Below are 14,221 nucleotides of genomic sequence, written 5' to 3' on the forward strand. Positions count from 1 at the left end.
GCGGCACGGTAGTCAACGCCGGCGCCCAACCCCCTCCGTCAACCCCCTCCGTCAACCCCTTCCGTCAACTGCCGTAGTCGACGCGGTGGCACAGGGGCGGCAGCGTGCCGCCGGCCAGCACGGACGGCAGGTCGTCGAACCGGCTCTCCCCGGTGATCAGCGCGTCGAAGACGGGGTCGGCGAGCAGGTCCAGCGCCAGCGCCATCCGCTCGGCGTACGTGCGGTCCGGCCGCGCCACCACCCCCACCTGGCTGCTGCGCAACCGCAGCCGCCCCGAGTGGAAGAACTCGCCGAGCGGCACCGACACCCGCCGGTCGCCGTACCAGCTCAGCTCCACCACCTGCCCTTCCGGCGCGAGCAGCGCCAACGACCGCGCCAGCCCTTCCTCGGACGCGCTCGCGTGCACGACCAGGTCGCAGTTCCCCGAGGCTTCCTCGGGCGACGCGAACCCGACACCCAGCGCGGCGGCCACCGACGCGCGGCCCGGGTCCGCGTCCACCAGTTGCAGCCGCACGCCGGGGAACCGGGCCAGCACGGCGGCCACGCTGCACCCCACCATCCCGCCGCCGACGACCGCGATCCGGTCGCCGATCATCGGCTTGGCGTCCCACAGCGCGTTCACCGCCGTCTCCACCGTCCCGGCGAGCACCGCGCGCGCGGCGGGCACCGAGTCCGGCACGGGCGTCACGGCGTCGGCCGGCACCACGTAACGCGTCTGGTGTGGATAGAGGCAGAACACCGTGCGGCCGAGCAGCGGTCCTCCTTCCACCACACCGACGTTGAGGTAGCCGTACTTCACCGGCCACGGGAAGTCGCCCTCCTGGAACGGCGCCCGCATCACGTCGTGCTGGCTCTCCGGCACGCCGCCGCGCAGGACCAGGCTCTCGGTGCCCCGGCTGATCCCCGAGTACAGCGTGCGCACCACCACGTCGTCGGGGCCGGGCTCGGCGAGCGCCACGTCCCGGATCTCACTTTTTCCCGATGAGGTGAACCACAGGGCCCTCGCCGAGCGTGTCATCTAGTACAACCTCCGGACAACGGGGCCACCGCCACGAGGGGCACGATGACGACACTCCACCACAGCGCGACCTCGCGGACGACCGGGCCGCCGTTCGCGGAGCAGTGGCGACCCAACGCCGAGCCCGCCGCGTGGGCCGGCGCCCAGGTGATCCTGCTCGGCGTGCTGGAGGGCACGGTCGGGTTGGGCGTGCTCGGCTGGCTCGCGGGCATCGCCTACGCGGTGGCGAGCCAGGCGTTGCTGAGCGGCGCGGTGCAGCGGTCGTCGCGCGGGGCGCTCGGGCCGGCCGACCGGGTCACGGTGGTCAGGGGGCTGCTGGTCGGCGGCGTCACGGCGCTGGTGGCCGACGGCGGCGGGCACCCGGCGCTGCTGGTCGTGGCCGCCTCCGTCGCGCTGGCGCTGGACTTCGTGGACGGGCAGGTGGCACGCCGCACCGGCACCGCGTCGGCGATGGGCGCGCGGTTCGACATGGAGGTCGACGCGTTCCTGATCCTGGTGCTGAGCGTGCACGTGTCGCTCACCCTCGGCCCCTGGGTCGTGGTGATGGGCGCGCTGCGGTACGCGTTCGTCGCGGCTTCCCGGGGCCTGGCCTGGTTGAGGGGCGCACTGCCGCCGAGCTACGCCCGCAAGGCCGTGGCCGCGGTGCAGGGCGTCGCGCTCGTGGTCGCCGCGTCCGGCCTGCTGCCGCACCCCGGAGTCCTCGTCGGACTCGCGCTGGCCTCGCTGCTCTGGTCGTTCGGCCGTGACGTCGCCTGGTTGTGGCGCACCGCCCCCGCATCGATGGAAGGAGTCAGCCATGTCTGACGCGGCCCGGACCAACGTCAACGTCGGCCACCTCGCCCTGTGGGTGTTGCAGGTGCTGCTGGCCGCGTACTTCGTCTACAGCGGGGTGTCGCTGCTCGGCGACGACTTCGTCGGCAAGTTCGACCGGATCGGGTCCGGCCAGTGGCTGCGGTACGTGACCGGGGTGCTGGAGCTCGCCGGCGCGCTCGGCCTGCTCGTGCCGCGGCTGTGCGGGCTCGCCGCGCTCGGCCTGGTCGGCGTGATGGCGGGCGCGGTCGTCACGGAGCTGTTCGTCCTGGGCGACACCGAGGGCGCGGTGCTGCCCGCCTTGCTGCTCGTGCTCGCCGCCGCGGTGGCGCTGGGCCGCCGGGACACCGTCCGCGCGGTGCTTCAGAGCTTCGGGAAGTAGCGCAGCACGGCGACGTCACCGAGCTTGCTCACGTCCTCGAGGTGGAAGCGGCGCGCCGGACCGCCGGGGAACTCGGCCGGGTTGAGGAACCTCGGCGCGGCGGCCTGCCCGATCAGCATCGGGGCGACCGCCATCCGGATCTCGTCGGCCAACCCGGCGGCCAGGAACGCGGTGTGGATCGTGCCGCCGCCCTCCACCATGAGCCGGTCCACGCCACGCGCGCCGAGGTCGTCCAACAACGCGCCGAAGTCGACCTCCGGTCCCAGCGACACGACCTCCGCGAGGTCGCCGACGGACTCGACGGCCCGACCGCGACCGGCCTCCGCCGTGTAGACGATCTTGTCGCCGCCGTGGTGCCAGAACTTGAGCGTCGGGTCGAGGTCGCCGCTGCCGGTCACGGTCACCTTCACCGGGTACTCGGGACGGCCCTCGGCCACCCGGGCGGCGCGCCGGTGCGCGCCGTTGACCAGCAGGCGCGGGTTGTCGCGGCGGATCGTGGCGGCGCCGACCAGGATCGCGCCGGACTCCGCGCGCACCTGGTCCACGTGGTCGAAGTCCTCGGCGTTGGACAGCGGGAACCGGTGCGCGCTGCGGTCGTCGATGTAGCCGTCCACGCTGACGGCCACGCTGAGCAGGACGTGCGGACGGGTCACGGACCCACCGTACCGAGGTCCTCTCGTGCTCCAGGCTGATCCGGTGCGTGCTTCGCCCTCGTACCATTCAGCCCGTGCACGACGTCCTCCGCTCGACGTGGGGTGAACCCCGGCCCCGCCACCCGCCGACGCGGGTGTGGCGGGACTGGGCGCTGGTGGGCGTGCTCGTGCCGGCGGCGGCGCTGGAGATGGCGCTGCGGCCCGACTTCCCGTGGCGCGGACTGTGGGCCGTGGTCGTGATCGGGCTGGCGCCCGCGCTGCTGTGGCGTCGGACCCGGCCGCTGCTGGTGCTCGTCGTCGCCTTCGCCGCCACGGGCCTGGTCCCGCTGGTCACCGGCGGGGACCGGGCCGAGCCCTACACCTCGGCGTTCGTGCTGATCCTGGTGTACTCGGTGGTCAGGTGGGGTTCCGGGCGCGAGGCGGTGATCGGCCTGGTCGTCGTGCTCGGCAGCGCGTGCTTCGCCATGGCGTCGCGCCACCTGGCCCTCGTCGACGCGGTCGCCGGGCTCACCGTGGTGCTCACGGCCACCGCTTCCGGCGTCGCGACGCGGTACCGGGCCGTCCTGCGGACGCGTGAGCTCGACCAGGTGAAGCTGGTGGAGCGGGAACGGCTGGCCCGCGACCTGCACGACACGGTCGCCCACCACGTGTCCGCCATCGCGATCCGCGCCCAGGCAGGCCTCGCGACCGCCGTGACGCAGCCGGACGCCGCGACCGACGCGCTGCGCCTGATCGAGGCCGAGGCCTCGCGCGCCCTCGCCGAGATGCGCGCGATGGTGCGCGTCCTGCGGCGCGACGAACCCGCGGACCTGGCGCCCAGCCCGCGCATCGCCGACCTCGGGCAGCTCGCGACCAGCCCCCGCGGCGGCCCGTCGGTCGAGGTGGGCCTCGCGGGCGACTTGGACGACGTGCACCCGTCGGTCGACGCCGCCGTCTACCGGCTGGCCCAGGAAGCGGTCACCAACGCCCGCCGGCACGCCCGGCACGCCACCCGCATCGAGGTGCGCGTCGCCGCCGACGACACGTCCGTGCACCTGCGCGTGAGCGACGACGGCGACGTGCCCGCCGGTCCGGCCGCCGCGCCGGGGTACGGGCTCATCGGCATGTTCGAGCGCGTCGACCTGCTCGGCGGCACCTGCGCCGCCGGCCCGGACCACGAGCGGGGCTGGACCGTGACCGCCACCCTGCCCCGGACGGGAACGGGCGCATGAGCGTCCGGGTGGTCGTCGCCGACGACCAGGAGATCGTCCGCACCGGGCTCACGATGATCCTCGACGCCCAGCCGGGCATCGAGGTCGTCGGCTCGGCCGGGGACGGTCGGCGTGCCGTGGAACTCGCCAGGCGGCTGCGCCCCGACGTGTGCCTGTTCGACATCAGGATGCCCGGCCTGGACGGCATCGAGGCGGCCCGGCTGCTGGCCGGACCGGGCGTGGCGGACCCGCTCGCCGTCGTCGTCATCACCACGTTCGACCTGGACGAGTACGTCTTCACCGCGCTCCGGGCCGGCGCGGTCGGCTTCCTGCTCAAGGACGCCGGCCCCGCGCTGCTCGCCCAAGCCGTCCACGCCGCCGCCGAGGGCGACGCGCTCATCGCGCCGAGCGTCACCGCACGGCTGCTGAAGACCTTCGCCGCCACCGGGCCCGCCACCCCGCCCCAACCGGTCGCACCGCTCACGGACCGCGAGGAGCAGGTCCTCGTCCCCGTGGCGCGGGGCCGGACCAACGGCGAGATCGCCGACGAGCTCCACATCACCCTGAGCACGGTCAAGACCCACATCGCGAGCCTGATGACCAAACTGGGCGTCCGCAACCGCGTCGAGATCGCCCTGTGGGCCTACGAGACCGACCGCCTCGCCCGCCGCCCCGGCGGCGGGCCGCACCACCCCGGCCGAAAGTACTAGCCGCGCCTGCCGGGAGTACCACCCGACTCCGGCCCTTCTCCCGATGTCCGCCCCGCCGCCGGTCACCAGACTCGGACCACCGAGACCGGACCGACGAAGGGCCTCCCGTGACCTCCTCCACCAGGGCCGACTGGCTCGTGCCGACCGCGCTGGTCGCGCTCGCGCTCATCCCGACGGCCGGCGGCGCCATCCGCCTCACCGATCTGGCGGGCGGCGAGGTCACCGCGGAGAACGCGAGGTTCTTCGCCGCGCCGGCGCCGGTGGTGCTGCACATCTTCAGCGCCGTCCTGTACTGCCTCGGGGGCGCTTTCCAGTTCTCCGCCGGGTTCCGCCGGCGCAAGCCCGCCACCCACCGCGTCCTCGGCCGGGTCCTCGTCCCGGCGGGCGTCCTGATGGGGCTCACCGGCCTGTGGATGACCTTGTTCTACCCCTACCCGGAGGGTGACGGCGACCTCCTCGCCGCCTTCCGCCTGGTGACCGGCTCGGGCACCGTCCTGGCCCTCGTCCTCGGCTTCCACGCGATCCGCCGCCGCGACGTCCGCCGCCACCGCGCCTGGATGGTCCGGGCCTACGCCCTCGCCCAGGGCGCGGGCACGCAAGCGCTGGTCACCATCGCCTGGGTGCTGCTCGTCGGCCCGGCCACCGGTATGACCAGGACACTGCTCCTCGGCCTCGGCTGGGTGATCAACATCGCGGTCGCGGAGTGGGTCGTCCGTGAACCGGGCAGGGGCCGGCGCACGTTCTACCGGGCAAGGAGAGCAGAGAGGACCGCATGACCGACGCCCCCGAAACCGCCGACGCCCCCGAAACCGCCGACGCCCCCGAAACCGCCGACGCCCCCGAAGCCGCTGGTGCCGCCGACGCAGCCGAAGCCGCTGGTGCCGCTGAAGCACCCTCCGCGGCCGGCGCCCGTCGCGACCGGCGCCGGATCGCCGGCAGCGCCCTGGCCGCCGCGCTGGTCCTGCTCGCCCTGCTCATGCCGAGCGACCTCGCGTCGCTGACCCCCGCCACCTTCCTCCGCCTCCCGGTCGAAGCGCTGCTCGGCGTGGTGCTGGTCCTGGTCCTGCCCGAACGGGCGCGGCGCGTCGCGGCGCCGGTCGGCGGGGCCGTGCTCGGCGTCCTGCTCGTGGTGAAGGCGCTGGACATCGGCTTCGACGCGGTGCTGCACCGGCCGTTCGACCTGGTGCTCGACTGGCCGTTGCTCGCGCCCGCCGTGGACTACGTGGACGTGACGGCGGGGCGGTTCGCGGCGGTGGCGGCCGTCGTCCTGACCGTGCTGCCGGCGGTCGCGGTGGTGTTCCTGACCGCGCGGTCCGCCCTGCGGCTCAGCGGGGTCGTGGCCCGCCACCGGACCGCCGCCACCCGCGCCGTCGCCGTGCTCGCCGTCGTGTGGACCACCCTCGCCGCACCGGGCCTCCAGCTCACCCCCGCCGGTCCGGTCGCGTCGCGCAGCACGGCGGGGTTCGCCTACGACCAGGCGCGCCGGGTGCAGGCCGGGCTGCGCGACCGCGACCGGTTCGCCACCGAGTCGGCGGTCGACCCGTTCGCCGGCGCGGCGGCGGGGGAGGCGCTGACCTCGTTGCGCGGCAAGGACGTCGTCGTGGCGTTCGTCGAGAGCTACGGGCGCGCCGCGGTCGAGCACCCGGAGATGGCGCCGCACGTCGGCGCGGCGCTCGACGCGGGCACCCGCCGACTCGCGGAGGCCGGGTACGGCGCGCGCAGCGCGTTCCTCACCTCGCCGACGGCCGGCGGTGGGAGCTGGCTGGCCCAGGCCACCCTGCTGTCCGGGCTGTGGATCGACAACCAGCAGCGCTACCGCACCCTGCTGGCCGGCGACCGGTTGACGCTCGGCGGCGCGTTCCGGCGCGCGGGCTGGCGCTCCGTGGGCGTCATGCCGGGCATCACGAAGGCCTGGCCGGAAGGCGGGTTCTTCGACTACGACCGGATCTACGCGTTCGACGACCTCGGCTACCGCGGTCCGCGCTTCGGCTACGCCACCACGCCCGACGAGTTCACCATGGCGAGGTTCCAGCAGTTCGAGCGCGCCGCCGGGCACGCGCCCGTGATGGCGGCGATCCCCCTGCTGTCCAGCCACGCGCCGTGGTCGCCCGCGCCGACGGCGGTCGGCTGGGCGGACGTCGGCGACGGCTCGGTGTTCCACTCCATGGCCTCGGGGGAGGCCCCGGCGGAGGACATGTTCGGCCGCGACCCGGCGCTCGTGCGGTCCGACTACGCGCGCACGGTCGAGTACTCGGTCAACACCCTGGTGTCCTACGTCGAGACCTACGGCGACGACGACCTCGTGCTCGTCTTCCTCGGCGACCACCAGCCCGCGCCGTTCGTCACCGGCCCGGACGCGGGTCGGGACGTGCCGATCACCATCGTGACCCGCGACCGGGCCGTGCTCGACCGGACCGACGGCTGGGGCTGGACCGACGGCCTCAAGCCCGCCGCCCAAGCCCCGGTGCGCCCCATGAGCACTTTCCGCGACCAGTTCCTGAGCACGTTCCGGTGACCGCTTCCGGTGACCGCTTCCGGTGGAGCGGGGCACTCATCAGCAGCGAATGCACTACCGTCGTCGCCGCAGACGGATCAATCCATGGGGGAGTGCAATGAGGTCCTTCCGACGCAGACTGCTCGTCGCCACCGCGCTCACCGCCACCACGGTGCTGGTCGGCGCCACGGCCGCGGTGCCGGCCGCGAGCGCGGGCAGCGACGTGAACGCCCTGCTGGCCGAGTCGCTGCGGCAGGCGATCGTCGCGCAGAACTTCGAGGACGTGCTCGACCTGACCCCGCCGGAGTCGGTGGCGGCGGCGTCGAAGGCGGGCGCGCCGGAGAAGCACGACCCGCTGTCCGCCGAGGAGGCGTCGGCGGCCCGGGTCGACGCCGCCGCGGCCCGGCCGCTGCACCAGACGCCGAACATGGACCTCGCGGTGATCGAGATCGACCGCCTCGGCCGGCCGATCGCGATGGCCGACGTGCTGCTCAGCCCGCAGTACCCGAACGGGGTCGTGGTGCCCCTGAACACGCGGAAGCTGTCCACCGACCAGGTGCGCTACCGCTGGTGGGACGACACCGAGTGGGACGTCAACGGCGGTCGTGGCACCCGTGACGTGCTCGCCGGCCGGGAGGGCGCGCCCCTCGACTTCTCCTCGCCGTACCCCGCGTCGGTGCTCAAGCTCATGGTCGGCTTCGGCGTGCTGCGGCTGACCGACCAGGGTCGGGTGAACCTCGACGCGGTCTACGACTACCAGCCGGTCACGCCGCACCCGGTGTGCGGTGCGGCCTCCAGCAAGGTGATCCGGCAGCACTTCGACGAGATGATCACCAAGTCGCAGAACGAGTCCACCTGCGCGTTGATCAAGATGATCCACGACCTCGGCGCGTGGGACGAGGTCAACGCCACGTTCGTCGAGCTCGGCATGCCGACGCTGATGGTCACCGGCACGAACCCGGAGAACGGCGGCCGGTGGATCGGGTCGAACATGAGCAGCATCGACACCGCCAAGCTGCTCCTGCTGGTCAACGGCGGCTCGGGCGTGCTGTGGACGACCGACGCGGGCAGGCAGGTCACCCGCGACGAGCTGACCGAGGCGTCCCGCGTGCAGTTCATCAAGTCGCTGGGCAACCAGGGCCACAACGAGATGCTGTCCACCACGAACCACTGCGGGCGCGCCTACCCGGTGCAGGGCATCCCGCAGCTGACGCCGCCGCGCTGGATCCAGGCCGACGGCACGGTGAAGGTCGGCGACGCCGTCTACGACAGCGACGTGCGGCCGTGCGACGCGGTCGCCGAGGTGACGTTCAGCCACAAGACGGGCTGGGTCGACACGACCGGCAGCGACGCGGGCATCGTGCGGTCCCTGCCGGGCAAGGAGCGGCGCAACTACATCGTGGTCGCCTTCTCCAACCTGGGCACCGACTACGTCGACACCTACCGCCCCGCCGACCGGCCCGGTGTCTTCCCGGTGCTCTACACCGAGAAGTACGCCAAGCTGGGCGCGGCCGTCGACGACATCATGGTCGCGATCACGCCGATGTCCCACTGGACCGTGCGCCAGGGCTGACCCGCCGCCCCCGATGCGACAGGGGTTCGACCCCGGAGTGCTCGCAGGAGCCCCTGTCGCATCGGGCCGGCCGTGCGCGGGCAGGGCGACCGGACCGGACCCGCTCCGGTACACCCGTTCGAGAAAACCCGTTGGCGCGACCGCGCACCATCCGGTGCACTTCCAGCCATGAGCGACCAGCCCGCAGTGCGACCGGCGCCCGTCAGCGGCTTCCCGGAGTGGCTGCCGCACGTGCGCCTGGTGGAACTGCGCTGGCTGGACGCGATCCGCGCCGCTTTCGAGCGCTACGGCTTCTGCTCCATCGAAACCCCCGCCGCCGAACGGCTCGAAGTCCTCCTCGCCAAGGGCGAGACCTCCAAGGAGGTGTACACGCTCGGTCGGGCGCAGGGTTCGGACGAGGGGCAGCTCGGTCTGCGCTTCGACCTCACCGTCCCGTTCGCCCGGTACGCGGCGCAGCACTTCAACGAGCTCGTCTTCCCCTTCAAGCGCTACCAGGTGCAGAGCGTGTGGCGTGGTGAGCGGCCGCAGGACGGGCGGTTCCGCGAGTTCACCCAGTGCGACATCGACGTGATCAACGTCGACCGGGTGCCGATCCACTTCGACGCCGAGCTGCCGCGCATCGTGCACGAGGTGCTGACCTCGCTCTGCCTGCCCGCGTGGACCATCAACGTCAACAACCGCAAGGTGTTGCAGGGCTTCTACGAGGGCTTGGGCATCGACGAGCCGCTCGACGTCATCCGGGCCGTCGACAAGATCGACAAGATCGGCGCGGACGGCGTGGCGTCCCTGCTGGCGGACCGGCTCGACCAGGCCCGGATCGAGTCCGTCCTGGCGCTCGCGCGACTGCGCGGCGGCGTCGAGGACGTGCGCGCGCTCGGCGTGCGATCGGCCCTCTTGGACGAAGGCCTCGCGGAGCTGGACTTCGTCCTCTGCGAACTGGCCGACCTCCCCGAGGTGGTCGCCGACTTCTCCATCGCCCGCGGGCTGGACTACTACACCGGCACCGTCTACGAGGGGAAGTTCGTCGACTGGCCGGAGTACGGCTCGATCTGCTCCGGCGGCCGGTACGAGAACCTGGCCGGCTCGTTCATCCGCCGCAGCCTGCCCGGCGTCGGCATGTCGATCGGGTTCTCCCGGATCTTCGCCAAGGTGCTGTCCGCCGGCCTGCTCGACACGGGCCCGAGCACGCCCGCCGACGTCCTCGTCGTCCTGCCGCCGGACCGCCGCCGGACCGCCACCGCCACGGCGAAAGCCTTGCGCGACAACGGCTTCAACGTCGAGCTGTACCACCAGGAGGACAAGGTCGCCAAGCAGCTCCGGTACGCCTCCCGCAAGGGCATCCCGTTCGTGTGGTTCCCGCCGTTCCAGGACGGCCGGTCGCACGAGGTGAAGGACCTGGCCACCGGCGCGCAGACCACCGCCGACCCGGCGACCTGGTCACGCCCGCGTCCCTGAGCCGGGCCGCGCGACCGCGGACCACGGGCCGCGGTCGCGCCCCGCTCAGGTCCGCACCTCGCGCGTCCGCCACATCACCAGCACGAAGTACGGCGTGCCGATCAACGCGATCACCAGCCCGGCCGGCACCTGCGCGGGCGCGATGACCGTCCGGCCCACGGTGTCGGCCGCGCTCACGAGCACCGCGCCCACCGCCGCCGCGACCGGCAGCACGCGCGCGTGCCGACCGCCGACCAGCGACCTGGCCAGGTGCGGCGCGACCAGCCCGACGAACGCCACCACGCCGATCGCGGACACGGCCGTCGCCGCCAGCACGCCCGCCGCCAGCAGGATCACCAGCCGCGACCGCTCCACCCGCATCCCCAGCACGCGCGGCGTGTCCTCGTCCAGGCTGTGCAGGTCCAGCTCGCGGTGCCGCGCCCACAGCAACGGCGTGAGCAGCACCAGCGCCAGCGCGGTCGGCACGACCTGCTCCAACGTCCGCCCGTACGTCGAGCCGGACATCCACGTCAACGCCTTCGCCGTGTTCCACGGGTCCGAGGTCACGATCAGCAGCGTGATCAGCGCCATCCCGGCCGACCACATCGCGATGCCGATGACCACCAGCCGGTCCGAGTCCAGCCCCGACCGCCACGCCAGCCCGTAGACCAGCGCGAACGCCACCATCGCGCCCACGCCCGCCGCACCGGCGATGTGCCACGCGCCGGCCATCGGCACCGCCGTGATCAGCGTGATCGCGGCGAGCCCCGCACCCGCCGTGATGCCCAGCAGGCCGGGTTCCGCCAACGGGTTGCGGCTCACCGACTGGATGCCGCACCCGGCCACCGCCAGCGCCGCGCCCGCCACCAGCGCCGCCAGCACGCGCGGCAGCCGCTGGTCGACCACGAACGTCAGGGCCGTGCCGGTCCGCCCCGCGAACCAGTTCGCCAGGTCGCCCAGCAGCACCAGCCGGTCCCCGAGCATCAGCCCCGCCGTCGGCGCCGCGACCAGCAGCACGCCCAGCACCACCGACGTCACCACGAGCCGCCGCGACGACGTGGCCACCCCGACCCGCCCGGCCGGCGCCTGCCGGGGCGTCCCGCCCGACCGCCCCCGCCGCGCCAACCAGATCAGCACGACCGCGCCCAGCACCGTGGTCATCACCCCGGTCGGCACCCGCACCGCCGCCGCCGAACCCATGACGGCCCGCAGCAGCACGTCCGCGCCGAGCACGATCACCACGCCGACCAGCCCGGAGAACGGCAGCAGCGCCCGGTGCTTGCCCAAGCCGGGCACGATCGGCGTCAGCAGCCGGGTGATCACCGGCGCGCTCAGCCCCACGAACCCGATCGGCCCGGCGATCGTCACCGCCGCCGCCGTCAACGCCACGGTCAGCAGCACCGCGCCCACGCGGGTGCGCCGCACCCTCAAGCCCAGCACGGTCGCGTTGTCGTCGCCCAGCGCCAGGATGTCGAGCGACCGCCCCATCACCAGCAGCGCCGCCACCGCGACCACCACGACCGGCGTCATCTGCGCGGTCGCGTCCAGGTCGCTCACGGTCAGCGAGCCGGAGCCCCACGCGAACAGCCCGGTCGTCTCCTGCTCGTACATCAGCAGCAGCAGGATCGTGGCCGACTGGAGCGTCAACATGACCGCCGACCCGACGAGCACCAGGCGCGGGCTGGTGGAACCGCCGCCCGACAACCCGAGCACGATCACCGACGCCGCGAGCCCGCCGACGAACGCCGCCGCGCCCGCCGGCAGCGTGGGCAGGCTCAGCCCGAACGCCGCGATCGACACCACGGCCAGGTGCGAGCCCGCGTTCACGGCGAGCGTGTCCGGGGAGGCCAGCGGGTTGCGCGCCACCGACTGCATCCCCGCGCCGGCCACGCCGAGCGCGACGCCGAGCAGCAGCGCGGCGAGCAGGCGCGGCACGCGCGAGCCCTCCAGCACGGCGAGGGTCTGCGCGTCGCCGTCGCCCACGAGGGCGGCGAGCAGGTCGAGCACACCGGTCGACGCGGTGCCCTGGGTGAGGTGGACGGCGGAGAGCACGGCGATGAGCGCCACGACCCCCGCCGTCACGACGGCGGTGCGCATCAGGCGGTGGTGGCCTTCACGAACTGCTCGGCGACCTCGATGACCGACTTCGGCCCGCCGAACGTCCAGGTGCCCGGCTCCAGCTTGACGACCTTCTTCGAGACCACGAACGGCAGCCGCTGCCACACCGGGTTCGCCGCGAGGCCGGTGGTGAACACGTCGTCCTCGGAGGCGCTGTAGAACAGCACCGTCTTCGGGTCGGTGAGCGCGGTGAGGCCCTCGACGTCGGTGGCGCCCAGGCCCCACTGCGGGTCGACCTCGCCGGTCCACGCGTTCTTCAGGCCGACCGCCTCGGCGGCGTCGGAGACCAGCGAGCCCTTGCCGAACGGGCGGATGTTGACCGTGCTGCCCTGCAACCAGCCGTCGGCCATGACGAACGGCGTGCCGGCCGCGCCCTTGGCCTCGACCGCCTTCTTGCCGTCGGCCAGCGCGGTGTCCAGCTCGGCCAGCAGCGCGTCGCCCTCGGCGGACTTGCCGATCGCCCGGGCGATCAGCTTCGTGTCCTCGCGCAGCCGGTCGAGGTTGCGGGAGGCGTCGCTGGCCTTGGTGACGATCACGGGGACGTACTTCTCCAGCTGGGAGGCCAGCGTCTCGTCCCGGCCCTTCGCCATGATCACCAGGTCGGGGTCGAGCGCGACGATCGAGTCGACGCTGGGCTCGTTGCGCTTGCCGACGTCCTTCACGTCGGCGGCGAGCGGCACGGCCGAGTCCCACGTCTTGTAACCGGTCGCGTCCGCGACACCCACCGGCATGACACCCAGTGAGGCGACGGTCTCGGTCTCCGCCCACTCCAGCGTGACGACCTTCTGGGCGGGGGAGTCGAGCTTGACCTCCTTCCCGCGGGAGTCGGTGACGGTGACCGGACCGCCGGCGGACTCGGTCGGCGCGGACGTCGGCGTCTCGGTCGTGCCGCACGCGGACAGCAGCACGGCCGCCGTGACGAGGGCAGGGGCAAGCAAGCGCATCGCTGGTACCTCTCAGGGGTGAAGGGGGAAGGGGTCAGGCCGGTCGCGGGGTGTGCCTGCCGAGGGGGCGGCAGTGGATCGCGCCGGTCACCGGGTCGTCGGCGACGTGCACCGTGACGCCGTAGGCCCGGGTCAGGTGCTCGCCGGTGAGGACGTCGCGGACCCCGCCCGCCGCGACGACCCGGCCCTCGCTCAGCAGCACGACCTCGTCCGCGATGATCGCCGCGTGGTCGAGGTCGTGCAGCACGACGCCGACCGCCACGTCGTGGTCGTCCGCCAGGTCGCGCACCACGTCGAGCACCTCGACCTGGTAGCGCAGGTCGAGGTGGTTGGTGGGCTCGTCCAGCAGCAGCACGGAGGTCTGCTGCGCCAGGCACGACGCCAGCCACACGCGCTGCAACTCGCCGCCGGACAGCTCGTCCACGCCGCGGTCGGCCATCGCGGTCACGCCGGTCAGCTCCATCGCGCGCTCGACGGCCGCGCCACCCTCCAGGTCGACCCCGCGCCACCCGGTCCGGTACGGGTACCGGCCGTAGGAGACGACGTCGCGCACCGACACCCCCGACGGCGTCGGCCGCTGCTGGGTGAGCAGGGTTACGTTGCGGGCGAACTCCTTGCCGGACAGGGGGGAGTGGCCCCACACCGACCTCTCGCCGACGCGGACGTTCCCCTCGCGCGGCCGGTGCAGCCGCGCCAGCGACCGCAGGACGGTCGACTTGCCGGACCCGTTGGGCCCGACGAGCGCCGTCACGGCGCCCGCGCGGAGTCCGAGCGAGACACCGTGCACCACCGCGCGGTCGTGGTGCGCCAGGACCAGTCCCTCACCGGCGAGCAGCGCGTCTCCCTTAGACATGAGGGGAGCCTAACCTAAGGTCGCGAATCGCCCATATGGGCG

General features: G+C 73.4%; 13 protein-coding genes. 8 read left to right on the top strand and 5 right to left on the bottom strand.

What is annotated here, in order from left to right:
* Positions 1 to 64: 64 nt before the first annotated feature.
* Positions 65 to 1,018, bottom strand: coding sequence for a zinc-dependent alcohol dehydrogenase (locus IOD16_RS02650; protein WP_201438743.1), 954 nt, complete (start codon positions 1,016 to 1,018; stop codon positions 65 to 67).
* A gap of 45 nt (positions 1,019 to 1,063) precedes the next feature.
* On the opposite strand from IOD16_RS02650, the gene IOD16_RS02655 reads away from it, so the two are divergent.
* Positions 1,064 to 1,822 (top strand): CDP-alcohol phosphatidyltransferase family protein, encoded by a 759-nt coding sequence (locus IOD16_RS02655; protein WP_201438744.1) that lies wholly within the window; start codon positions 1,064 to 1,066, stop codon positions 1,820 to 1,822.
* Positions 1,815 to 2,210: a DoxX family protein gene (locus IOD16_RS02660; protein ID WP_123743846.1), complete on the top strand. Its 396-nt coding sequence runs from the start codon at positions 1,815 to 1,817 to the stop codon at positions 2,208 to 2,210. The genes IOD16_RS02655 and IOD16_RS02660 overlap by 8 nt, the downstream gene beginning before the upstream one ends.
* Here the strand turns inward: IOD16_RS02660 and IOD16_RS02665 are convergent.
* Positions 2,192 to 2,863: a RibD family protein gene (locus tag IOD16_RS02665; protein WP_201438745.1), complete on the bottom strand. Its 672-nt coding sequence runs from the start codon at positions 2,861 to 2,863 to the stop codon at positions 2,192 to 2,194. The genes IOD16_RS02660 and IOD16_RS02665 overlap by 19 nt on opposite strands.
* Before the next feature lie 74 nt (positions 2,864 to 2,937).
* Between IOD16_RS02665 and IOD16_RS02670 the strand changes: the two genes are divergently transcribed.
* From IOD16_RS02670 to hisS, 6 genes are all read left to right on the top strand, one after another.
* A complete protein-coding gene (locus tag IOD16_RS02670; RefSeq protein WP_201438746.1) occupies positions 2,938 to 4,074 on the top strand; it encodes a sensor histidine kinase in 1,137 nt (378 codons plus the stop codon).
* Positions 4,071 to 4,763 carry a response regulator gene (locus tag IOD16_RS02675; RefSeq protein WP_201438747.1) on the top strand — a complete coding sequence of 231 codons (693 nt, stop codon included), beginning with the start codon at positions 4,071 to 4,073 and terminating at the stop codon, positions 4,761 to 4,763. The genes IOD16_RS02670 and IOD16_RS02675 overlap by 4 nt, the downstream gene beginning before the upstream one ends.
* A 107-nt stretch (positions 4,764 to 4,870) precedes the next feature.
* Complete coding sequence (locus IOD16_RS02680) at positions 4,871 to 5,539, top strand: DUF2306 domain-containing protein (protein ID WP_201438748.1); 669 nt, start codon at positions 4,871 to 4,873, stop codon at positions 5,537 to 5,539.
* Positions 5,536 to 7,278, top strand: coding sequence for a sulfatase-like hydrolase/transferase (locus tag IOD16_RS02685; RefSeq protein ID WP_236594703.1), 1,743 nt, complete (start codon positions 5,536 to 5,538; stop codon positions 7,276 to 7,278). The genes IOD16_RS02680 and IOD16_RS02685 overlap by 4 nt, the downstream gene beginning before the upstream one ends.
* A gap of 97 nt (positions 7,279 to 7,375) precedes the next feature.
* Complete coding sequence (locus tag IOD16_RS02690) at positions 7,376 to 8,830, top strand: serine hydrolase (protein ID WP_201438749.1); 1,455 nt, start codon at positions 7,376 to 7,378, stop codon at positions 8,828 to 8,830.
* A 168-nt stretch (positions 8,831 to 8,998) separates the two neighbouring features.
* On the top strand, positions 8,999 to 10,285 hold the full coding sequence (gene hisS, locus IOD16_RS02695) for a histidine--tRNA ligase (RefSeq protein ID WP_201438750.1): 1,287 nt from the start codon (positions 8,999 to 9,001) through the stop codon (positions 10,283 to 10,285).
* A gap of 45 nt (positions 10,286 to 10,330) precedes the next feature.
* Here hisS and IOD16_RS02700 read toward each other — a convergent pair whose 3' ends face one another.
* Genes IOD16_RS02700 through IOD16_RS02710 form a run of 3 tightly spaced genes read right to left on the bottom strand, consistent with a single transcriptional unit; the run spans position 10,331 to position 14,179 of the window.
* Positions 10,331 to 12,361, bottom strand: a complete 2,031-nt coding sequence (locus IOD16_RS02700) for an iron ABC transporter permease (RefSeq protein ID WP_201438751.1) — start codon at positions 12,359 to 12,361, stop codon at positions 10,331 to 10,333.
* Positions 12,361 to 13,326 carry an ABC transporter substrate-binding protein gene (locus IOD16_RS02705; protein WP_123743839.1) on the bottom strand — a complete coding sequence of 322 codons (966 nt, stop codon included), beginning with the start codon at positions 13,324 to 13,326 and terminating at the stop codon, positions 12,361 to 12,363. Before IOD16_RS02705 ends, IOD16_RS02700 begins: the two co-directional genes overlap by 1 nt.
* Positions 13,327 to 13,360: 34 nt before the next feature.
* Entirely contained in the window at positions 13,361 to 14,179 is an 819-nt protein-coding gene (locus tag IOD16_RS02710) for an ABC transporter ATP-binding protein (protein ID WP_123743838.1), read from the bottom strand.
* Positions 14,180 to 14,221 lie beyond the last annotated feature (42 nt).

Source organism: Saccharothrix sp. 6-C (assembly GCF_016695385.1).
GTDB classification, from domain to species: Bacteria; Actinomycetota; Actinomycetes; order Mycobacteriales; family Pseudonocardiaceae; genus Actinosynnema; species Actinosynnema texasense.